Annotated in this window: 21 protein-coding genes; 12 read left to right on the top strand and 9 right to left on the bottom strand. The window is 69.1% G+C overall.

What is annotated here, in order from left to right; translation table 11 throughout:
• Positions 1 to 59 precede the first annotated feature (59 nt).
• The 3 genes from AB0M03_RS16555 to AB0M03_RS16545 form a co-directional block, all read right to left on the bottom strand.
• Positions 60 to 1,697, bottom strand: coding sequence for a CHAP domain-containing protein (locus AB0M03_RS16555; protein ID WP_363492222.1), 1,638 nt, complete (start codon positions 1,695 to 1,697; stop codon positions 60 to 62).
• Between the two features lie 246 nt (positions 1,698 to 1,943).
• Complete coding sequence (locus AB0M03_RS16550) at positions 1,944 to 2,117, bottom strand: hypothetical protein (protein ID WP_363492221.1); 174 nt, start codon at positions 2,115 to 2,117, stop codon at positions 1,944 to 1,946.
• A gap of 155 nt (positions 2,118 to 2,272) precedes the next feature.
• Positions 2,273 to 2,632, bottom strand: a complete 360-nt coding sequence (locus AB0M03_RS16545; RefSeq protein ID WP_363492220.1) for a hypothetical protein — start codon at positions 2,630 to 2,632, stop codon at positions 2,273 to 2,275.
• Positions 2,633 to 2,787: 155 nt separating this feature from the next.
• Here AB0M03_RS16545 and AB0M03_RS16540 point away from each other — a divergent pair, with 155 nt between their 5' ends.
• On the top strand, positions 2,788 to 3,786 hold the full coding sequence (locus tag AB0M03_RS16540; protein WP_363492219.1) for a helix-turn-helix transcriptional regulator: 999 nt from the start codon (positions 2,788 to 2,790) through the stop codon (positions 3,784 to 3,786).
• Between the two features lie 166 nt (positions 3,787 to 3,952).
• Here AB0M03_RS16540 and AB0M03_RS16535 read toward each other — a convergent pair whose 3' ends face one another.
• On the bottom strand, positions 3,953 to 6,265 hold the full coding sequence (locus AB0M03_RS16535; RefSeq protein WP_363492218.1) for a helicase C-terminal domain-containing protein: 2,313 nt from the start codon (positions 6,263 to 6,265) through the stop codon (positions 3,953 to 3,955).
• 504 nt (positions 6,266 to 6,769) lie between these two features.
• Between AB0M03_RS16535 and AB0M03_RS16530 the strand changes: the two genes are divergently transcribed.
• Both AB0M03_RS16530 and AB0M03_RS16525 read left to right on the top strand, forming a co-directional pair.
• On the top strand, positions 6,770 to 7,342 hold the full coding sequence (locus AB0M03_RS16530; protein ID WP_363492217.1) for a helix-turn-helix domain-containing protein: 573 nt from the start codon (positions 6,770 to 6,772) through the stop codon (positions 7,340 to 7,342).
• Position 7,343: 1 nt separating this feature from the next.
• Positions 7,344 to 7,910, top strand: a complete 567-nt coding sequence (locus AB0M03_RS16525) for a PIN domain-containing protein (protein ID WP_363492216.1) — start codon at positions 7,344 to 7,346, stop codon at positions 7,908 to 7,910.
• A gap of 273 nt (positions 7,911 to 8,183) precedes the next feature.
• Here the strand turns inward: AB0M03_RS16525 and AB0M03_RS16520 are convergent, their stop codons facing one another.
• From AB0M03_RS16520 to AB0M03_RS16510, 3 genes are read right to left on the bottom strand one after another with little or no spacing between them, the layout of a single operon-like run.
• A complete protein-coding gene (locus AB0M03_RS16520; protein WP_363492215.1) occupies positions 8,184 to 8,984 on the bottom strand; it encodes an ABC transporter permease in 801 nt (266 codons plus the stop codon).
• Complete coding sequence (locus AB0M03_RS16515; RefSeq protein ID WP_363492214.1) at positions 8,981 to 10,501, bottom strand: ABC transporter permease subunit; 1,521 nt, start codon at positions 10,499 to 10,501, stop codon at positions 8,981 to 8,983. Before AB0M03_RS16515 ends, AB0M03_RS16520 begins: the two co-directional genes overlap by 4 nt.
• The gene (locus AB0M03_RS16510; RefSeq protein WP_363492213.1) at positions 10,498 to 11,439 is read right to left on the bottom strand and encodes an ATP-binding cassette domain-containing protein; all 942 of its coding nucleotides are present in this window, start codon (positions 11,437 to 11,439) and stop codon (positions 10,498 to 10,500) included. Before AB0M03_RS16510 ends, AB0M03_RS16515 begins: the two co-directional genes overlap by 4 nt.
• Positions 11,440 to 11,590: 151 nt before the next feature.
• Between AB0M03_RS16510 and AB0M03_RS16505 the strand changes: the two genes are divergently transcribed.
• The 5 genes from AB0M03_RS16505 to AB0M03_RS16485 all read left to right on the top strand — a co-directional run bounded on the left by AB0M03_RS16505 (position 11,591) and on the right by AB0M03_RS16485 (position 17,239).
• Positions 11,591 to 12,784: a HAMP domain-containing sensor histidine kinase gene (locus tag AB0M03_RS16505; protein WP_363492212.1), complete on the top strand. Its 1,194-nt coding sequence runs from the start codon at positions 11,591 to 11,593 to the stop codon at positions 12,782 to 12,784.
• Positions 12,781 to 13,449, top strand: a complete 669-nt coding sequence (locus tag AB0M03_RS16500; protein ID WP_363492211.1) for a response regulator transcription factor — start codon at positions 12,781 to 12,783, stop codon at positions 13,447 to 13,449. Before AB0M03_RS16505 ends, AB0M03_RS16500 begins: the two co-directional genes overlap by 4 nt.
• Before the next feature lie 419 nt (positions 13,450 to 13,868).
• The gene (locus AB0M03_RS16495) at positions 13,869 to 14,795 is read left to right on the top strand and encodes a hypothetical protein (protein WP_363492210.1); all 927 of its coding nucleotides are present in this window, start codon (positions 13,869 to 13,871) and stop codon (positions 14,793 to 14,795) included.
• A 5-nt stretch (positions 14,796 to 14,800) separates the two neighbouring features.
• Complete coding sequence (locus AB0M03_RS16490) at positions 14,801 to 15,445, top strand: hypothetical protein (protein WP_363492209.1); 645 nt, start codon at positions 14,801 to 14,803, stop codon at positions 15,443 to 15,445.
• Positions 15,446 to 15,529: 84 nt separating this feature from the next.
• Positions 15,530 to 17,239, top strand: coding sequence for a hypothetical protein (locus tag AB0M03_RS16485; protein ID WP_363492208.1), 1,710 nt, complete (start codon positions 15,530 to 15,532; stop codon positions 17,237 to 17,239).
• Positions 17,240 to 17,281: 42 nt separating this feature from the next.
• Here AB0M03_RS16485 and AB0M03_RS16480 read toward each other — a convergent pair whose 3' ends face one another.
• Both AB0M03_RS16480 and AB0M03_RS16475 read right to left on the bottom strand, forming a co-directional pair.
• Positions 17,282 to 17,974, bottom strand: coding sequence for an HAD-IA family hydrolase (locus AB0M03_RS16480; RefSeq protein WP_363492206.1), 693 nt, complete (start codon positions 17,972 to 17,974; stop codon positions 17,282 to 17,284).
• Positions 17,971 to 18,819 (bottom strand): GntR family transcriptional regulator, encoded by an 849-nt coding sequence (locus AB0M03_RS16475; RefSeq protein ID WP_363492205.1) that lies wholly within the window; start codon positions 18,817 to 18,819, stop codon positions 17,971 to 17,973. Before AB0M03_RS16475 ends, AB0M03_RS16480 begins: the two co-directional genes overlap by 4 nt.
• Before the next feature lie 433 nt (positions 18,820 to 19,252).
• Between AB0M03_RS16475 and AB0M03_RS16470 the strand changes: the two genes are divergently transcribed.
• The 4 genes from AB0M03_RS16470 to AB0M03_RS16455 are packed head-to-tail and all read left to right on the top strand — an operon-like array spanning position 19,253 to position 21,019.
• The gene (locus AB0M03_RS16470) at positions 19,253 to 19,498 is read left to right on the top strand and encodes a hypothetical protein (RefSeq protein ID WP_363492204.1); all 246 of its coding nucleotides are present in this window, start codon (positions 19,253 to 19,255) and stop codon (positions 19,496 to 19,498) included.
• Positions 19,498 to 19,776, top strand: a complete 279-nt coding sequence (locus tag AB0M03_RS16465; RefSeq protein WP_363492203.1) for a hypothetical protein — start codon at positions 19,498 to 19,500, stop codon at positions 19,774 to 19,776. Before AB0M03_RS16470 ends, AB0M03_RS16465 begins: the two co-directional genes overlap by 1 nt.
• Positions 19,773 to 20,648, top strand: coding sequence for a DUF2637 domain-containing protein (locus tag AB0M03_RS16460; RefSeq protein WP_363492202.1), 876 nt, complete (start codon positions 19,773 to 19,775; stop codon positions 20,646 to 20,648). Before AB0M03_RS16465 ends, AB0M03_RS16460 begins: the two co-directional genes overlap by 4 nt.
• Complete coding sequence (locus tag AB0M03_RS16455) at positions 20,645 to 21,019, top strand: RRQRL motif-containing zinc-binding protein (protein WP_363492201.1); 375 nt, start codon at positions 20,645 to 20,647, stop codon at positions 21,017 to 21,019. The genes AB0M03_RS16460 and AB0M03_RS16455 overlap by 4 nt, the downstream gene beginning before the upstream one ends.
• Positions 21,020 to 21,088 lie beyond the last annotated feature (69 nt).

The raw sequence follows: 21,088 nt of genomic DNA, 5'->3' as shown, positions 1-21,088 counted from the left end.
CGGGCCGCCCGGCCGGTAGGAGGCCGGGCGGCCCGCGGTGGTGCTCAGGCAGGCGCTGGTCAGGCGGTGACGGTCGGGAACTTGGCGGTGAAGGCGGTCGGGACGCTGACCACGTGGTTGAAGTCGAGCTTGCCGGGGCCGAAGGCGTCGGCGGTGAGGGCCTTCTTCTTGCCGGCGGTGATCTGCCAGACGGTGTTGCTGTCGGGGGAGAGCAGCATGGTGCCGTCGGCGGGGGCGGCCTTGGCGGCGGCCGACTTCAGCCACTCGCCGGGCGCGGCCTCCAGCGGGCGCTTGTCGTAGCCGAGGCCGGTGAAGTCGGCGTAGGTCAGCGGCACGGCCACGCCGCCGGCCATGGCGTACACGGTGGCGTCGGTGCCCGAGGCGTCCTTGACCACGGTGCCGTTGGCGACCTGCTTGGCCACGGTGGAGCCCAGCCACTCGCCGGGGACACCCATCAGGGAACGGGTGTTGTAACCGTTGGCCGTCCACTCGGCGGCCGAGATGTGCACGGCCGCACCGTTCAGCATCACGTACCGAGCCGGGTCGTTGCCGGACTGGTCCATGATCACGGTGCCGGTCGGCACCGTCTTCGCGACGGCCCCCTTCAGCCACTGGCCCGGGACGCCCATCAGCATCTGGGTGTCGTACCCGTCGGCCGTCCACTCGGTCGCCGAGATGTGCAGCGCCGCGCCGTCCACCATCACGTAGCGCGCCGGGTCGTTGCCCGTCTGGTCCATCACGACGGTGCCGGTCGGCACCGTGCGCTGCGCGGCAGCCTTCAGCCAGGCGGTCGGAACGCCCATGTCGGCACGGGTGTTGTAGCCCGCCGGGACCCAGTCCTCGCCGCCGATCAGCAGAGCCGCGTTGTCGATGACCACGTAGCGGTTGGCGCCGCCGGCCTGGTCGTGGACCACGGTGCCGGCCGGGGGCGCACTCGGCAGGGCGCGGAAGGCGGAGTCGTCGATCAGCACGATCTTGCTCAGGTCGTAGTTGTCGGGCGTGACGTCGGAGGCGGCCACCGGCACGCCGGAGCCGGCGATCATCACCTTCACGTCCGGGCCGTTCGGCGACTTCACCAGCGTCCCGGCGGGCAGCGAAGCCGGGTTGGGGTACTGCGGGTTGGTGGTGCCGGCCGGCGAGATGTAGCCGCTGATCCGCTGGCCCCAGGGTGCCTGGCCGACCCGCCAGCTGGTGGTGGAGTTGGTGGAGACGTGGCCCGGGTATCCGCCCTGGTTGCCGCCGGTGATGGTGACCCGGTCGCCGCTCACACCGGTGACGAGGGCCACGTGGTCCGCGTAGTCGCTCCCGTTGTAGTTGTAGACGACCGCGTCGCCGACGTGCGGAGTCTGGGACAGGGTGCCGTACTTCTTCCCGTAGTCCATGAAGCTGGCCGCCCGGTCGTCCAGCGTGCCGAGGCCGGTGACCCCGTTCCGGGCCCAGACCCAGCCGGCGAAGTCGGCGCACCAGGCGTGGGTGCGGGTCGTACCGCCGGTGCAGCTGCTGCTCTGGTTCGGGCCGCCGACGTAACCGCCGTGGGCGCAGTAGGAGTTGCCGTCCTCGGCGCGGGCCGTGGCCGAGATGCCGTCGGTGAGCGGCGAGGCGGCGGCCGGGACGGCGACGACCGTGGCGAGCACGGACACGGCCAGGGCGGAGGCGGAAGTCAGGCGGACGGCGGCGGTCTTGAGGTTCTTGGACACGGCGGAGCTCCTGGAGGCAGGGAAGAAGGTCTGTGGGGTGCTGCAGGTGCCGCAGCAGGCATGGCGATGCCGAAGCGCGTGGCGCCGCACCGTGGCGGGACGGCTGCCCTGCAGGAGCAGTCGGACCGGTGGACACGGGGCGCCCGAGGCGCTGTGGTGGTGATGAAGGCGGGTGCTCAGGGGGTTCTGACCCCCGAAGACGCGGGGAGTGCGGTGCGGGGCGTGACTCGGGGGCCGCGGGCCCGGTTACTCCCAGACGGTGGTGACCTTGCCGGCCGGGGCGATCTCCCACACGGTGGTGGCGGTGGTGCGGGTGTGCTGGGCGGTGGTGGCCTGTGCGACCAGGGCGGGAGTGACGGCGGCGGCGCCGAGGGCGAGGGTGGTGACCGCGGCGGCCCGGACGAGGCGGGTGCGAAGCATGGGAGTGGTCCTTTCGAGAGCCTGGGTGAAGCGGTGGTGGTCCGGTGTGTGCGTCCCGCGGTGACGCTTCCTCCGGTGCTGCCTGCCGGGTCCGTGTGCTGTTCCCTGCCGGCGATCACTAGCTTCGTCGCAGCTCAAGGCATGTGGAAGGGCTTTCAGGTGGACGGAAACGGTCCTGGACGATTCCGTCCAGCGAGGCCGGAAGCGGCCGTCAGGAGGCGCTCGTAGTACGGCGCCACCAGGGGCGCGCCGACCCTGGCGACCGTCCACCCGCGCAGCGCGGGAACCTCCTGGAGGGCACGCCGGCAGAGCGACTCCGTGCGGCGCTCCGCCTCGCCCAGGCTGGCGGCGAGCAGGTAGACGCCGAGAACCGGATCGGGCTGGGCCTGCGGATGTGCGCTGACGTGCTCCACCGGGCCCTCGGAGTCGGCCAGTCCGCGCACGAAATCTGCACATTCCGAGGGGAGTTGGGCCATCGGAGCGGGCGCGCGGAGGGCGGCATGGATCAGGTACATGCGTGCACTCTGCCGAACACCGGCCCGAGGTGGGGCGGCAGCGGACTGGACGTTCCGGTCCATGGCCGGAACCGTCCACGCATTGGTCACATCGTGCACGACGTGCAACGATTCGAGGACCTTGATCGAAAAGGCTCACACCGGGGGGAACCGCTGTGCTCGCCACTCTCGGCCTCGACGCCACGGCAGAGGCTGTCTACCGCGCCATGCTCGCGTACCCGCAGGACGGCGTACGGGCGCTCGTCGACCGGCTCGGGCAGCCCGAGGACGCCGTACGGCGCAGCCTGGACACCCTCAGCGAGCTCGCCCTGGTCCGGCCCTCCTACGAGCGGGAGGGACAGCTGCGCGCGGTCTCCCCCGAGGTCGGCATGGAACTCCTGATGGCCCGCCAGCAGGCCGAGTTGGCGGCCCAGCAGCTGCGCATCGAGGCCTCCCGCGCTGCCGCGACCCAGCTCATCGCGGAGTTCGCGGACCTGACGCCCTCCGTGGCCAGCCCGGGGGTGGAACAGCTACTGGGCCTCGATGCGATCCGCGACCGGATCTCCGGCCTCGCCCGCGAGGTCCGCAGCGAACTGATGACCTTCGCGCCCGGCGGCGGCCACCGCCCCGAGAGCCTGGAGGCGTCCAAGCCCAACGACCAGGCCCTGCTCGGCCGCGGCGTGCGGATGCGTTCGCTCTTCCTGGACAGCGTCCGCAACAGCCAGTGCACCGTGGCCTACGCGGCCTGGCTCGGCGACCTCGGCGGCGAGGTGCGCACGGCACCGGAACTGCCCACCCGGCTGATCATCTTCGACCGGTCCACCGCCGTCATCCCGGTCAGCAGCGACGACAGCGCCGCCGGCGCGGTGGTCCTCACCGGCCACGGGACCCTGACCGCGCTCTGCGCACTCTTCGACAACGTCTGGTCCGGCGCCCGCCCCCTGGGCACCGCCGAGATCCCCCGCGACGAGGGCGGCCTCAGCGCCCAGGAGACCACCGTCATCCGCCTGCTCGCCCAGGGCCTGACCGACGAGGCCATCAGCAAGCGACTCGCCGTCTCCCCGCGCACCGCCCGCCGCCTGGCCAACGACCTGATGGACCGCCTCAACGCCCGCAGCCGATTCGAATTCGGCGTCCGCGCCGTCCAGCGCGGCTGGCTCCCGCACACGGAGTGACGCCCGATCGTGATCGCCCGGCTCGACCTGGACCGCGGCCGCGAGACGACGAAGGCCCCGACCGGAAACCGGTCGGGGCCTTTCGTTCGCTCTGGCGGGCAGGGGGCGGAGGACGGGGGATTCGAACTCGTGGGGGACGCCCCGGGCCGGCTGTGCCCGTCCCGGGTTACGCGGGCATCACGCCGTGGATACGGGAGACGGTGAACATGCGCTCGTCGTCCCGCAGGTGGCACCAGGCGTGGAGGTAGGGGGCATCGAGTTCGAGCCGGCTGAGGACGCGGACGGTCGTGCTGCCCGAGGTGGCGACGTACTCGATCGTGATCGGCTGCCCCTCGTCGACGGCATGGGCCAGTTGGCGGACATCGGTGAAGGAGAGGTTGCGCGCGTACCCGGCGATGATCTCCTCGGTGTCGCTGGCGTAGGGGCGGCCGTCCTCCGGGTCGGGCTCCGCGAGGTCCTGCGGGGCGTTCCGGAGTCGGGCGGCGAGGGCGTGCAGGTCGACAGCCGTCCCCGCGTCCGCGGTGCGGGCGTCCGTCCGCCGTGTGCGGGACCTGCCGCCGGGCAGGCGCGGGGACGGGACCGGGTTCGCCGCGCGGTGGCTCTGGGCCCGTTCGATCCGGACGGATCCGTCGGGCTTCTCGGCGACCGGAGCGTAGCCCGCCGCTCGCAGCGCTGCGAGGGTCTTGTCCGCCGGGGTCCGGCTGACCAACACCGTCGGCGCCAGCTGTCGCAGACCGAGCTGGACGAGTTTGCGGTGGGCGGCCAGCTCGGCCAGGAGGGCGGGCTCCTGACCGTGGATCACACAGGCTGCGGAGACGACGCGTACCCGGCCGTGGCTGCGCGCGGTGTCGTGGATCAGGTACGAGAGCGGTTGGGGAAGCGACTCGACGGCGACGGCGGTCAGGTCGGCCGTGAGGGCGTCGGGGGTGAGCCCCGTGTCGAGGGCGCGGCGGACGCTGCCCGGGCTGAACCGCCATACGGACGCCGCACCGGCGGTCTCCCGGTCCGCGACGGAGTCCAGCAGCGCGAGGAGGTGTGCCGACGGCGTACCGGCAACCACGGCCGTGAGATCGCTGCCGAAGCGGGCGGTCCCGCTGGCGGCGGGCAGCAGCCGTCGGCAGGCGCCGGTCAGCGCTTCGGCGTCGTCGGCGAGCAGGGCGGCCCCGATCGGGGACACGGCCCCGAGAGCGAGCGCGCCGAGCAGTTCCGCCTCCCGGATCAGGGTGGCGAACGGCGTGGCGTCCTGGGGGAGTTCGTCGACGAGCGGGCGGAGCCACACGAGCAGCGCCCCCAGGTCCGCCGAGTTCGCCGCGCCTTCGCCGGCCGGGAGCCGCGACGCGGCTGTGAGCAGCCCGTGCCGGGCCTGTACGCAGCCTCCGCAGGGCGGGGCCCCGGCGAGTGCCGGCAGAGCCTTCCCGTCCTCGTCGCGGCTCCCGCCAGGGGTCAGCGGGAGCGCCCACCACGCCCGGAGCAGCACGGCGAGCTGGTCGGCCGGCTCCTGCTCGGCCCAGGTGTCGTAGGACGCGGTCGCCGCGACCCGGTCGCCGTCCCGGGCCAGCAGCCCGGCCGCGCCCGCCGCTTCCAGCACGAGGCGTACCAGGATCTCGTCGCACTGCGCCGCCCTGCCGATCCGGGAGAGTTCGCGGGCGCCGATCCCGCCGGCCTTGAGCCGGGCCGGTGGAGCGGCGGCGCACACCCCGAGGACGGACACGGCGTGGGCGGCGAACGCCATGGAGGCGGCTGCGGCTTCCCGTTCGATGTCCAGGACGGTGGTGGGCACCGACCGCACGTCGGGCGGGACGGGTGTGAACGGGGCGTACCAGTCGGGGCCGCGCAGTGCGAGTGCCACCTCCTCGGACATGCGGGCCGGCCCGTACCGGTACCGGTCCCGGATCAGTAGCCCCCGTTCCACCGCCCATTGTTCGGCGGGCTCGAAGTCGGCCTGCGGAGCCCCGAAAACGATGAAGCCCGGTTGCTCCGGAGCCTCACGTGCCCGCCGCTCGAGGAGTTCCCGGGTGGCTGCGGGCGCCTCGGCCACCAGCGCGGCGACCCGAGCCGGATCGTTGTGATGGTCGACCAGCGCCGCCAGCCGCTGCTCCTTCCTGCGGGCGACAGGTCCGACGTTGATTTTCGCCAGCATGCGGCCCAGTTCGTCGGAGTTCGAGCCCGCGAGCAGTTGCACGAGCGGTGCGTCGAGCCCCAGCGGCGAGTCCCACGCGTTCCGCAGCGGCGCCGCCATGTGCAGCAGGCCATTGCCGTCCGGCCACACCAGGGCGTGATCAACCAGCGCCTCCAGGGCGGCGGCCAATCCGTGGGCGCGTTCACCGTGCGTCGCGTCCAGGAGACCTGCCAGATCGTCCAGCGACGCAGCCGTCAGCGCGGCGAGGGCCTCCGCCACCTGCAGGCACGGCAGCGCGAGCCGGGGCAGGACCAGCGCCACTGACGCCGGGCGCTGAAGACGGTCCGCCAGTTCACCCACCGACCGCGGCTCCGGAGCCGACGCGGCGTCCGGGCGCGCCGCCAGGACCTGCTCCAACTCGGCCGCATCGAGACCGTGCAGCCATGAGGCCAGTGCCGATCCGCTCTTCTTACTGATGGGACACCTCACCACGCAGGAGGACGGCCATGCCCTACGAAGCCGGCCGAAAGCACCAGGATGGCGCACCAACGGGAGCGGAAACGCCGAAGGCGGAGGATACGAGATGCGAACTCGTGAGGGATTGCCCCCCAACGCGCTTTCCAATTCTCCCGAACCCTGTCCACCGGGGTTTGCACCTATTCTGACCTGCGGCGGAGCGAGCTGCTGGGCAATGGCTGAACCTGACCGGACGGGAGCGGACGAGACCGGAACCGAGACCACTCGTGCAGGCCCCCAGGGGAACGCCGGCTCTGTCGTGCGTCATCCGCCTGGTCTCCATCTGTAGCTGACGCAGTCCGACCAGGGCGGCGGTGCGGCCTGAGCACAGCTGTCGCCCCCGATCGAGTGAACCGGCAGTACCCGGCGGTTCGCCGAATCGTTGCCCGGGAAGGCGTTGCGAATATTTCGAATACTTCGGATACTGCGACTGTATCGGGGAAGCTGGGAGGTTCGACTACGGCAGCCACGGAAGGCCGGAAGATCACGCTGGGCGCCGTCGACGCTCAAAGCGCCGAACGTGCACTGCGCAGGATCCGTGACTACCTCGCGCACAACACGGACACCACCGCGGACATCACCATCCTCGGTGAAGTCGGTTCCGACGACCCCCTCGTCCTGCCGCGCCCCACCGTCGAGATGTTCGCCGCGATGCTTGCCGCCCTCGCGAACGGGCAAGGCGTGCAGGTCATGCCCGTCAATGCCATCGTGTCCACCCAGGTCGCCGCCGACATGCTCAACGTTTCCAGGCCCTACCTGATCGGTCTCCTGGAGAAGGGGGCCATCCCCTTCGAGCGGGTCGGGCGCCATCGCCGCATCAAGTTCAACGACGTCATGGAGTACAAGCGGAGGGACGACCGCGAACGCAAGGACGCAGCCGACTCCCTCACGGCCCTCGACGAGGAGCTGGGACTGCTCTGACATGGCCTTCATCGTCCTGTACGACTCGAACGTGCTCTACCCGAACACGGTGCGGGATCTGCTCATCCGTCTGGTCCGGCACGGAATCGTCCAGGCCAAGTGGATCGAGCAGATCCTCGACGAGGTGGAGGTCGCACTCCGCCGCAACGACGTTGGCGACGACGAGAAGCGTGCGGAGCAGCGGCGCCGCATGAACGCAGCTGTGCGGGACTGCATCGTCACCGGCTACGAGCCTCTGATCGAGGGGCTCAAGCTCCCCGATCCGAACGACCGCCACGTCCTCGCGGCGGCGATCAAGGCCGGCGCGCAGGTGATCGTCACCGACAACAGCAAGGACTTCCCGTCCGAGTGCGTAGCGGAGTGGGGCATCGAGCAGAAAACCGCTGACGACTTCGTCATGGACCTGATCGACCTGGACGACCGTGTCGTCTACGGCTGCGTCATGGAGATCGTCGGTAGTCGACGACGGGAGCCGGTCACGTTTGACGACGTGCTGGGCCAACTGGAGAGATCTCAGCTGATCGGATCAGTGAGCATGCTCCGAGGTGGACCTGTCGAGAGCATCTGACTCGCCGCGTCTCAAGGCCCCGGCCACCACCGGGTGCTGGTCGGGGCCCGCCGCATCTCGCCCCGCCACGCTTTCCGATTCTCCCGAACGTTGCCCGCCGGGGTTCACGCCTGTTCTGACCCGGGGTGAAGCGGGGCGCTGCCCAGGCTCTGAACCCGCTGGACGGCGGTGGATGAGAGCAGAACCGAGCCCTTGGGCGGCAACTGCACCCGCCGTGACGAGGTCGGCCCGGGCGCGAGGAGCGTCCGGACCGACGTGGCCTCACGCGTGGATTCACGCGTCTCGCAGCCGGAGGATCGCGCCGCCGAGGAACAGCGCGATCGCTGCCCAGAGGGCCAGAACGCCGAGGCCCGTCCAGGGGCCGATGGGAAGGTGGTGCAGGTTCGCCGTCGCCTGGATCGCGAGGCCTGCCGGCATCGGGCCGAGCTGCGCCAGCAGTCGCTGCAGGTGGGGCTCGGTGACGACATGACCGAGCAGCGGGAACAGGTAGAGCAGTGCCAGCACGACGCCGACCGCGACCGCCGCGTCGCGAACCGCTGCGGCGATGCCGAGTGCGAGCAGGGCCACCAGGACCAGGTAGAGCACCGAGCCCGCCGCCGCGCGCAGGGTCGGGCCGTCGGCGAGGGAGAGCCGGGCGTAGCCGTGGGCGGGTGTGTATCCGGCGCCCGGCAGGAGCAGACGGCCCGCGAGGACGGAGGCGAGCACGGCGACGCTTCCGACTGCGAGGACCGCTCCGCCGAGCACGGTGGCTTTCGCGGCCAGCACCGTGCCGCGCCCGGGCATCGCCACAAGCGTGGTGCGGATCAGACCGGTGCCGTACTCGCCGCCCACGAGCAGGACGGCCGTGATCGCGGCGAGTACCTGACTCACCGACACCCCGGCCAGGCTGAGCCGCACCTGGTCCTGGCCGCAGCCCGCCACCGGGCACGGGACGTTCGCGGACACGGCCGCGCCGACGCCGGCCGTGACGAGAACCAGGGCGACCATCAGCCAGCCGTGCCCGGCCTCGGTGTGCAGCTTCGTCCACTCGGCGCGGCAGGCACGGCGGAACCCGGCGGGGTGGAGGCCACTCATGCGTCCCTCCGGCGCAGCAGCACGGTCGCCGCCGCGAGGGCGAGCGCGCTCCAGACACCGAGCACGGCGAGGCCGCCCCAGGGGGAGAGCGGGAAGTATCCGGACGAGGGGGCGTAGACGGTGAGCACCTGGTCGTAGCGCGGCAGCGTCTGCTGGACGGCGAAGCCCGCCGCCGGGGTGAGCCGGAGCAACCACTCGGCCGGGCCGCTCGGCAGCATGCCGCCGAAGGCGAGCAGATACGGGAGCACCGTCGCCGCCACCACCGCCGTGATCGCCGTGACGCTGCGCCGCAGCACCACTCCGAGGGCCAGCGACAGGACTGCCGTCGCGGCCAGCAGCAGCCCCGTGCCGAGGACCGCTCGCGTCTGGACCGCCGTGGGTACGGTGAGTACGGCGAAGTGGGTGGCGCGCGCCCGCAGTTCACCGAGCGGGATGCTCACGGCGGCGGCCGCGGCGCCGACGGCGAAAGCGACCGTTGCCACGACGGCGGCCTTTGCGAGGAGCATCCGGCCGCGGTGGGGTGTCGATGCCAGGGTCTGACCGAGCAGCCCGCGACGGTACTCGGCGGTGACGAACTGCACGGCCACCACCGTCAGCATGATCAAGCCCACGAACGTGCCGACGAGGAAGGTCTCCACGGTGAACGCCGGTCCGAGCGCCGGCCCGCCGACCACGGGGGCGATGTCGCCCGCGCCGGTGACGGTGAAGCCCTCGCCGGTCGTCGTCCAGCCGCCGCTGGTGCCGGGTGTGTAGCTGCCCGAGGTCCCGGCGTCGTCACCGACCTGCAGGCCCTGCCAGCCTCCGGCCGCCTGCCCCCAGGAGCCGCTGAGCGTTACGCGACCGAAGCTTCCCGTGGCCGTGGCCGGACTGCTGCTGCCGCCACCACTCGCCCGTACCGCCGCCGGGGCGGCGACGAACAGCCCCACCTGCACCGTTGTCGCTGACTCGGGCAGTCGTGCGGTGCCGACCTCGGTCCACCGCTCGCCGTCGGTCGAGTCGTAGCCGGTGACCGTCCCGCCCGTCCGGACGAGCCGCAGCCAGCGGGGCTCAGCGGTCGAGGGACTGCCGGGCAGGCCCGCGCGGTCGTGTGTGAAGTCGTCCTGCATCCGCACCCCGTGCGCGCCGGTGACCGTCATCGCCGCGTAGGACGAGCCCTGGCCGAGACTCTGCTTGACCAGGATCCCGGCCTTGGACCACGGGGTGACGCCGGACGTGGTTCCGCCCGGCCCACCTGCCGTACCAGCACCCGCCGGATCAGCCAGTACGCCGGTCAGCGCGGTGACCGGGACGGTGATGCCGCCGTCGCCGGACAACGCCCGGTGCACGAAGTAGAAGCTGTCGTTGACCGCCCCGCCGCCGGGGCCTGCGGAGAGCGCCGTCGCCCGCTGCGGATGCTCGTTCGACGAGGCCGTGCCGACCAGCAGGAACAGTACGGACGCCAGCATCGCGCCGACGGCGCCCAGTACCCAGCCGCGCACGGTGCGGAACTTGGTCCACTCGGCATGCAGCGTCCTCATCGCTCCACCCCCGCCGCCGCGTCGGCACTCCGATACTGAACGGCATCCCCGGTGAGCGCGAGATAGGCCTCCTCCAGCGTCGCGCGGTGGGTGGACAGTTCGGCGAACGGCACGGCCGCCGCGGTGAGCCGAGCGACGATCGCCTCGCCCGGCAGCCCGGTGATGCCGAGCGTCTCGGGTCCGGTCACCTGCACCGCTGCGCCGGTGCCCGACAGCGCTTCGGCGGCGACGAGCGGTGCAGAGGTGCGCAGCGTCACCCGGCCGGCCGCGACACCCGCCAGCAGCTCGCGCACGCCGGTGTCGGCCACGACCCGGCCGCGCCCGACAACCACCAGGTGGTCCGCGACGTCCTCCAACTCGCCCATGAGATGGCTGGAGACCAGTACCGCGCGGCCCTCGGCCGCCAGCGAGGCGAGCAGGCCGCGGATCCACCGGATGCCCTCCGGGTCCAGGCCGTTGAACGGCTCGTCCAACATCAGCGCGGGTGGGTCGCCGAGCAGCGCCGCCGCGATGCCGAGCCGCTGCCGCATGCCCAACGAAAAGCCGCCCGCCCGGCGCCGGGCCGCGCCGGCCAGCCCCACCTGCTCCAGCACCTGGTCCACCCGGCGGGCCGGAAGGCCCTGTGAACGAGCCAGCCACAGCAGGTGGTTACGGGCGGTCCGGCTGGGCTGCAGAGCTCCGGCGTCCAGCAGTGAGCCCAGCCGCGTCAACGGACTGCGCAGGCTCCGGTACGACCGGCCGCCGACCAGCGCGTGGCCCGCGTCGGGCGTGTCCAGACCCAGCACCACCCGCATGGTGGTGGACTTGCCCGCGCCGTTCGGGCCCACGAAGCCGGTCACCCGACCGGGCCGGACCGTGAACGTCATCCCGTCCAGTGCCTGCGTCTCCCCGAAGCGCTTCCGCAGCCCGGCCAGCTCGATTCCGACGTCGTCCCTCATCGCAACCGCCCGTCCTCTCACAGGTTCTCGGTTTCGGCCCCACCTTGCGTGCGAGGGCGTGACACGGGCGGAACGGGCGCTGTCATGTCGCTGTTAGGTCGCCTCGCCTAGCCTGATCAGACAGCCGGGTGGTGCGGGAGAGGGAGGACCGATGACGGTGGACCAGGGTCTGCCCGAGCGACCCGTGCCACGCCGCCGCAGTGTCCGTTGGCAGTTCACGACCCTGTATTCCAGCCTCTTCCTGGCCTCGGGCGCCATGATGCTGGCGGTGGTCTGGCTGATCGCGGGCGGATCGCTGGAGGTCGCGCCCGCTCTGGGCAACGGGACCGGGCCCATCGCCCCGGGCGCCCAGGCGCGGATCGCGAGCCTCGAGCACCAGCTCGCCGAGGCCCACACCCGGCAGACGCACCAACTGCTGCTCGGCTCGGCCGTCGGCCTGACCGTGATGGGCCTGGTCTCGGTGGTGCTCGGCTGGTACGCCGCCGGGCGCGTGCTGCGCCCACTGCGTGCGATGACCACCGCCACCCGCCGGATCTCCGCCGACAACCTGCACGAGCGGCTTGCCGTCCAGGGCCCGAACGACGAGCTGAGGAACCTCGGCGACACCATCGACGGGCTACTGGTGCGCTTGGAGGGCGCGTTCACGGCCCAGCGGCGATTCGTCGCCGACGCCTCCCACGAACTGCGCACCCCGTTGGCCACCATGCGGGCGGCAGTGGACGTGACGCTCGCCAAGCCGGGCCCCCTCCCCGAGCGGACGCGGACGCTGGCGGGCCGGGTGCGCGCGGAGCTCGACCAGGTCGACCGGTTGCTGGACGGCCTGCTGACCCTGGCCCGCGCCCAGCACGGCGTGCTGCCGGGCACCGAAACCGTCCGCCTGGACGAGCTCGCCGCCGGAGCCCTCGACGAGCGGGCCGACACCATCGCCCGCCGTGGTCTGACGGCGACCCGCGAGACCGACTCCGACGTCCGCGTGCGCGGCAGCCGCACGCTGTTGTGCCGACTGGTGCAGAACCTGGTCGACAACGCGGCGCAGCACAACGAGCCCGGCGGCTGGCTCCGCGTCGCCGTCCGCACCGGCAGCGACGCGCCCGTCCACCTGGTCGTGGAGAACGCCGGACCGAAGCTGACGCAGGACGAGGCGGCACAGCTCGTCCGCCCGTTCCGCCGGATCGGCCCGGATCGGCCCGGCGCCGGCGACGGATCGGGTCTCGGGCTCGCCATCGTCGCGGCGGTCGCCGAGGCGCACGGCGGCACGCTGGAGCTGCGTGCCCGATCCGAGGGCGGCCTGCGGGTCACCGTCACCCTGCCGCAGGTCGGCGGGGACCAGGAGCCCGTGGCATGAGGGTTCTGGTGGTCGAGGACGCCCGGGCGCTCGCCGACCTCGTGGCCGAGGGCCTGCGCGACCAGGGCATGGCGGTGGACGTCGCCTACGACGGTCTGGAGGCCGCGGCGAAACTGAGCACCGCCGCGTACGAGGCGGTGGTGCTGGACCGGGATCTGCCGGGCATCCACGGCGACGCGCTCTGCCAGATGATCGCGGACCGGGACGAGCGGCCCATGGTGCTGATGCTGACCGCGGCCGACTCGCCGGGCGACCGCGTCGACGGTCTGAGCCTGGGTGCCGACGACTACCTGGTCAAGCCCTTCCACTTCCCCGAACTCGTCCTCCGGCTACGGGCCCTGGCCCGCCGGCGGCCCTACGCCCGCGCCCGCGTGCTCCGCGCGGCCGGCATCGAGCTCGACCCCGTCCGCCGCGCCGCCAGTCGGGACGGGCGACGGCTCGACCTCTCGGTCAAGGAGTTCGAAGTCCTCGCCGCCCTGCTGCAGGCCAGTCCCGCATTCCTCAGCGCGGAGGCCCTGCTGGAACAGGTGTGGGACGAGCACGCCGACCCGTTCACCAACACCGTCGCGGTGACCATCGGCAGACTCCGACGCAAGCTCGGCGATCCACCAGTGATCGCCACCACACCCACGGTCGGCTACCGGATCGCCGATCCGACGGAGTGATCGCCCGTGCGAGCCGCCGCTGCACCACTTGCGGCAACGGCGCTCCATTGACGACGAAGGCCCGGACCGCGTGGTGCGGTCCGGGCCTTTCGCTTGCCCTGGCGGGCGGAGGCGGAGGATACGAGATTCGAACTCGTGAGGGGTTGCCCCCAACACGCTTTCCAACTCTGCATGTGCCGGTTCGCAGGTGTCCGCCCTCGTTCACCACGCAGGTGGTGCGCCATGGAAGAGGTGGCCGGACTGCGCCGGACCGCGGCGGACGAGACTACAGATGAGACTGCAAGCTCCCGGCCTCCACCCCCCAGCGCCCCAACTATGCCGACCCATGAGCGATGGCCGAAGCTGGTGACAACTGACGGCCCCGGTGATCCGCCTCCAGGCGTAGGGTGTTCGCACAATCCGTGGGCCGGGGGGACATATTGGACAAACGTCTGACTGAGCAGGAGCGCCGCGCGCTGCTCGACAAGTGGATCTCGCCCGCCACCGAAGCTGAGGCCGACCGGCAGGAGCGGGCGGAGCGGATGGTGAAGCAGGCCATCCATGCCCACCCGCCTTTTGCTGGGCTGGACCTCAAAGTGGAAGCCAAAGGCTCGTATCGCAACAACACAAACGTCCGAGCTGACGCTGATGTAGACATCAAGGTCCAGCTCAATCGCCCTGTTCATGCGGACTTTCTGCAGTTTGTCAACCCTCTTAGGCGCCAGACACTGTTAGGCGACCCGTACGACGGTCCGTGGCGGCCAGGCAAGCTTCGACAGGAAGTCTTTGCCGCACTGGACAACTACTTTGCTGGGCCTATCGACGCAGACCACAACATCGCGTTCAACATCCCAGCCGTTCCTGGAAGCCGGCCCAGCATTGACGTGGTCCCATGCTTCCGCTACCTGCTTTACAGCGGATTCAACTGCGATCGGTGCGATGAGGGTAGCATCGTCTATCCCAGGGACGGAAAAGAGATTGTTAACTGGCCAGATCAACAGCTATCGAACGGCCGCGCGAAGAACAACCGTACCAATCGGCGGTACAAATTTGTGGTTCGCGTGCTTAAGGCGGTTGAGAACGAGCTCGCCGCGCAGGGCGTGATCAAACCTCTGCCTTCATACTTCTCCGAGTGTTTGATTTACAACGTCCCTGATGACCGCCTTGCGGGCGGAACCTTCGATGATGCAGTCCGGGAATCGCTCGCATATCTCGCCAGGGAACTCCACTGGTGGTTTGGCGACAGCGGTCGAGCCATGGTGGAGCCAAATGGGATCAAGAAGGTGTTTGGGCCGGGTCAAAAGTGGACGATCGATGACGCCCGAACTCTGGTGAACTCGGCCTTGACATACCTCAACTACAGGTGAATCTGATGAGCCCTGCCAGCACCATCCGTACGACAGCCACAACCATCACGACCATTTACACTCTTGCCCTTCCGATCTTTGGTATCACGCCCACCGCAAATTTGAAGTACCTATTCGCATACCTTCCCTCTCTGCTGGGCTATGGGGTTCTAATCTTCGATAAGTGGGCATGGCGGTGGCCGCTCATTCATCGAATCACCGGTCACCCGTGGGTTGGCGGCACTTGGCGTGCAGTGCTCACCCCTGCAGCTGAGAGTCGCATTCCTGCCGGCGGAAATCGTGGCCCCATTACCAGCTACCTGGCCATAGAGCAGACCTACTGGACTTTGCACGCTACGCTGCGAACAGCAGAGAGCATGTCGCGTTCCACCAATGCGACGATGGTGAAGACAGAAGGTTCTGAGACCGTGGAACTGCGCTTCCTATATGAGAACACCCCGCGCACCGAACACCAGAGGCGCAGCCCACGGCATGCTGGTGCATGCCAACTCTCGGTTACGGGGCGTATCCCTCGGAGCATCGCCGGTAGCTATTTCACTTCCAGATTTACTGCTGGCGACATGGACTTGAGCTTGCTCAGCCGGTCCACTGATTACGGAACATTTGCTGAAGCCCAGACTGCGGATCAAGGGGACGCCGCATCTAACTGATTCTTGGCTTGCCATTTACTTGGGCAAGATGATTGACATGGATGGGTGAGGCCGATAATGATCGGGCGCGCGATCAGGCAATTCATGTGGGGCTATCAGCCGCATTTCCGAATTTCGGTCGAAGTTGACATTGATTCGGCCTTGAAGTCTATCGGCTTTGCGGGAGACCCTAAAGTCATGCTAGTGGGTTTTCAGGTTGCCGGTGAGCATGAATTTGACATCTGCATTGAGCCTGAAAAAGGCCAGTACTCCCCTGCCCATTTGAGGGGTGTACGTGAGCGAGCGGCGGAGCTTTATGCGTGTCACCCGGACCGAGAGATGCTCTCCACTAGCCGGACCCTTGACGATTCTCGTCAAGCGGCACTGCGCAATCAAATGCGAGCCAAGGCTCTAGAGGAGGCGCTCTCCGCAGTACCAGGCGAGAGCGAAAGAAGTTTTTTCGCAGGCAGGTCGGTCCGTGTCGCGGATTACGATGTTCACATCGTTATCAGTGTTGATAGGGGCGCTCTCGGTCGGGTTCCAAAGATTTCTACCGAGGAGCGCGACAGAATCAAAGTCCAAAAGTCTTTGGTGCACGCCGTTATTGCTGAAATTCTTATTCGTGCCACGCGCTCACTGCACCTTCCAGATCCTGGATCCGGGCTCAATGTCACGGGAGCTAGCACCGATGAGATTGTTCGAAGCGCAACTGAAGCCCTCGTCCGGTCGGCGATGTATTGCGCGGGATTCTGGTTCGGTAGTAACAATCATCTACTGATGAGCGGAATTTCGGCCTTGCCATATGAAGGGCGCTCCGGGTTTGGTCGCCTCATCGTGGCCAAGGAAAGCCACTCTGCTATTGAGGTCGTTCTCAAATTCCGGAGCCCTGTGGAGCTGCGAAACGTAGCGGCGGTGAGAAAACTTCTGGAGGCGAGTGGTCCAGAGGCTGACCTGTTGACCAATGGGGAGTATGTCTACGCGCTAGGAAAGATGACCTCCGATTACGATATCTCAAGCGAGACTGTATTCGTCGTGAGCGTGACTAATCGAGGTGTTTGGGAGCTTTCTCATGGAGGTGAGGCTCTGCTGTCTGTCCGGGACGGAGTTCCTTGCTTGCCAGTGCGGGCTCTCGATTTGGAATATCTCCGCGACCTAGTTGATCGCCTATTTGCTGATGCTGATGAGCCGATCTTGGTGGCGCTGGCTCAGGCTGCTGGCGAGCATAGGCACGGCGCTATGCTGATTATTTCTGAAGATGCGGCGGGCGAGGCCAAGCGCTTGTCCCCGCAGGCCTGGTCTGTTGAGCCAGTGAATCTTTCGCCGGAGCTCCTGAAGCAGCTTACGGATATGGACGGCGCAGTGCTGATTGATCCGCAAGGTAGATGCCATGCCGTGGGAGTTATCCTTGACGGAATAGCGCAGGGCGCGGGTGATCCAGCGCGGGGAAGCAGATTTAATAATGCTGTACGGTATCTTGGTGCAAATCCTCCAGCAACCGTTGTGATTGCTTTTAGTGCTGATGGCGGAGTTGACGTCCTTCCCAAGCTTAAGCCGCGAGTCAGCAGGGCCGTAGTGGATCGTGCAGTTGATCGATATTTGGCGGCCGCAAAAGCAGATTCATTGGATCGCGAGGAGGCGAGTCGGGCGTGGGAATCAGTCAAGTCCCTACGCTTCTATCTCTCCAGCGACCAATGCGAGATGCTTAACCGTGCGAGTGCTGATATCGAAGCCCGGGAAGCAGATAGTGTCTCCATTAGAATTGCGAGAGAAGATTTTCGGCCAGACTCGCGCATGAATGATAGTTACTGGATTTGAAGTGCCAAGCCTCGCAAGGTGAGTTTCCTGTAGAGATAAAACTCATGAAAACTGGAGAAAGTTTGCGATGTGCTCCATTGAATCGACGACCGCAATCGCGCCAGCGGCAGCCAGCTTTGCACCCTTCCCAGGCTTGTTTGCGTAACCGATGGTTTCGACCTGGGCCGCATGGCCAGCTTCCACGTCTCTGGTTGCATCGCCGATGAAGATGCATTCTTCCGGCTTGGTCGCGATGGCATCCATTGCTTCGAGCAGGAGCCGTGGGTTCGGCTTCATGGACGACGGGTCTCCCGGTACCCTGCCGAACACGCCAGCCACATAGCTGCTTAGACTGTGTCGGGCAAGGTAAGCCTGGATCGCTGTCCCCGCATTGTTGCTGACCACCGTTACCGACCGGCCGGAGGTAGCGCATGCGCGCAGAACCGATTCTCCGCCCGGATTCGGCCGGCCGATCAGCACGGCTTCCGTCTCCAGCTTGGTCAGAGCCTCATCGGCGGTTGCGGCAAGATCCGGCCGGGCGTCTGCAATGAGGCGAAGCAACGCGAGTGGGTCACTTTCAGTCTCGCTCCCGGCCGGGGACTGCTCGCCGGCAGTGAGCAGGCCCTGACGAAGGCGGCGCGCGACTTCCGATGCCGGCAGCCCGGCGAAGACTGAGCAGACGGGGCCGTCGAAGTCGAGCAGGACGTGCTTTACAGGACGAAGCACGTCTGCGAGTGACAGGGAAGCGGCCGTCATGGCTGACGCTCGTACGCGATCGTGGACCATACGCTGTCGAACCACATCTGTGCCTGCTGGACGTACTGAGATCCGAGCGAGGCGTCATCCGGTCCGGCGGCATGGTGGAACAGCGTGGTGTCCTTGCCGGTGACGTCGTAGAACGTATGGTCGCCGCCGCCGGTCGCTACTGTCCGCTCGCGGAGCGGGTAGAACCCGAAGAACGCCTCAGAGCGGTTCAGGATGTACAGCTTGAAGAGGCTGGACGCCCTGTGCACCTTCACCTGAACCGTCGCGTTCTGCACGAGACCAAGTTCCGCCAGCACCTCGACTGAGTGGGCGATGCCGCCGGCGTTGGTGAGCGCGATGTTCCGGGCGCGCTCCCGGAGTGCTGGCTCGTCTTTGAGACCGTCCACCAGCACCGGCACGGCCATGGGCTCGGTGGTGTCTGGCAGGAGAAGCCGCACAGCGATGGACTCCGGGGCGAGCCTGCCAGAGCGGACCTTGTCGAGCGGCTCCTGCAGTGCGTTGTGGAGCGTCTCGCTGGAGAAGCCGGCGAAGTCCAGCGTCACCTGCTTCTGCTCGAAAGCTGCTTCGAGGTGCGGCCGAAGACCGACCGGACGTGACGTGCGCTCGCGGACGAAGGACCCGCTGCCCTGCCGGGTCACGATCAGCCCCTCGGTCCTGAGCAGGTCGAGGGCCTTGTCGATCGTGCCGCGCGCTACGCCAAAGTGCTTGGCGAGCTCGGGGCCGGATGGGAGCTTGTCGCCGGTTTCGAAGCCGGGCTTCTTCGTGAGGATCGAGGCCCGCAAAGAGCTGCTGACCTGCTGATACGGCGGGCGGGAGTCATCCGGGTCGAGGCTCATACACCCATGCTAGGGCAGATGCCCAACACACGCGAGAAACCCAACCCTCTTGACCTGCCTAGGCAGGTTGCCTATGTTGTGAGTGTCGCAACCGAGAGAAGCGGGAGTGACGCGGAGGGGCCTTCTTTGGGCTGCTCTGAGCTGCACGGATGCGCCTGGAGGGGTGGGGTGACAGCCCCCCGAAGGAAGTGCGCGTTCCTTGAGAACTCAACAGTGCGCCTGATGAACGAACGAGTGTCTTTGGTGACCGGCCCGCCCGCCCGCGGGTGGGCCGGGATCCATGGCTACTCGTGCGTGACGAGTGGTCTGGGCCCACGAAATCGGGCCGCCGCGCTCCGGCCAAGGAGTGCGCGGCGGCCCTGGGGCCCACCTCCCCGACGGACGAAGAGGTTGACCCGTGAAGTCGATTGTTGCAGGCCAGCATGCCGCGAACTTGGATGAGTTCGCGGAGCTGGCGTTGGGCGTGGACGAGGAGCTGTTCGCCGGCGTGCCCGGCGAGACGGCGATCGACCGCGCCGCCCGCATGGACGTCGCCGCCGCCGTGCTGGCGGACCTGCGCCGGGAGGCTCCGGAGCTGGCCGCCTACGCCGAGCGCCTGCTGGCCGCCGCCCCGGTCCCGCTCCCCACGACCCGCCGTACGGCCGGCCGCCCGCGGCCGGTGCTGGGGGTGGCGGCCTGATGGGACGCATCCGTGACGCCGCGGAACGCGCGGCCATCTCGCTCTGCTCGGACCGGCACGGCAACCCGGCCGGCGACCGACGGGCCGCCACCCTCGGCGGCCTGCTCTCGTCGGTGGCCGCCGACCACGGTCACCCGGCCGCGGCCGTCGTGGTGTCCGTCCTCGGCGCCACCGCGGTCGCCGCCGGGCAGGCTGTGGGCTACCCGGAGCCGCCCGAGGGCGGATACGCCGGGTTCGCCACCGACGGCGACAAGCCGCGCCGGGGGTGGTTCCGGTGAGCCGGTGGGGCAAGTTCTGGATGGTCGCCGCGCTGCTGGGTGTGGTCGGCATGGCGTTCCGCGTCTCGTGGAACGCGCTCAAGGACGTGGCCCGTGCGATCGGTGCGGACCCGCTCGCGGCCGGTCTCTACCCGCTGGTGGTCGACGGCCTGATGGCCTTGGCCCTGGTCGCCGCCCTGGTGCTGACCGGGGCCGACCGCCGGTTTGCTCTGCGGGTGCTGGGCGGCTACACCGCCGCCTCGCTGGTGCTCAACTACGTGCACGGTCTGGTGCCCGCGCTGCACGGCGGCGGTCGGGTCCGGTTGGCCGACTGGGCGCCCGCCCACTACGCGCTGGTGCTGCTCGCTTCGTGCCTGCCGGTCGGCTCCATCTTCTTCGGATCCGACCTGGTGGCCAAGGTTCTGCACCACCGACCCGAACCGGCAGAAAACGACCAGACCACTGCAAACCGGTCGACCCCTGACCTGCCCGAACCTGCCGAAGCCGCTCCGGTGTCGGCGGACGGGCAGTCGGCCGACCCCGCGCCGACCGCGGAGCCGACTCCGGTCCCGGTGGAGGTGGCGCCGGTCCGGCCGGTGCGGGCGGTTGCGGCGGTCGCGAGTCGGCCCCGCCGGTCGACTGGCAGCCTGCCGCAGTCGGCCCGCGCGAAGGTGCCAACCCGCACCGCTGAGGAGCTCCTTGCCGAGGCCCGGTCGGCCACCGCCGACTGGCCCGAGGCGGAGCTGACTGCGGAGCGGATCCGCGCCGCGGTCCGCACGTCCGCCGACCGCGCCCGGACCCTGCGCGACACCCTCAAGGCCGAGCGCACCAACACCCCGCCCGCCGCCGGCACCGACGACGGTGGCGCCGAGGACGGGGAGTCGGCGGCGTGAGCCGGCCGTGGTTCTGGGACCCGCACGGGGAGCGGTTCGGCCTGCCGACCTACCCGTGGCGGATGGCACCCGACGGGTACGCCACCCGGCGCCAGCTCCGCACGCGGGGGCTGCGGCCGGGTGGTCAGCCGGTCGCCGCACAGATCCTGTGGCGCTCGCGCCGCACCAAGAGCGTGCGTGCCGCTCACCTCTACCGGGCCGACCTCGCGAAGCCCGTCCGCCCGATGACCGAGGCCCGTTGGGCCGCGCTCGCCGCGGCGAACCGGGCCCGGCGCACCTGCCCCGCCTGCCGACGGGACGCCGGATACGTCCTGCCCGCTCACCTCGGCACCTGTCTGCCCTGCGCGGGCGGCCTCGCCGAGGTGGCCTGACTGCACCACAGCACTGCCCCGGGACGGCCGCTCAGCTTGCCGGCACGACGGCCGCCCCGGGTCCCCTCC

It is taken from the genome of Kitasatospora sp. NPDC051914 (assembly GCF_040680995.1).
Lineage (GTDB): Bacteria > Actinomycetota > Actinomycetes > Streptomycetales > Streptomycetaceae > Kitasatospora.
The sequence above is the reverse complement of the archived record's forward strand: the minus strand, read 5'-3'. Positions and strand labels throughout refer to the sequence as shown.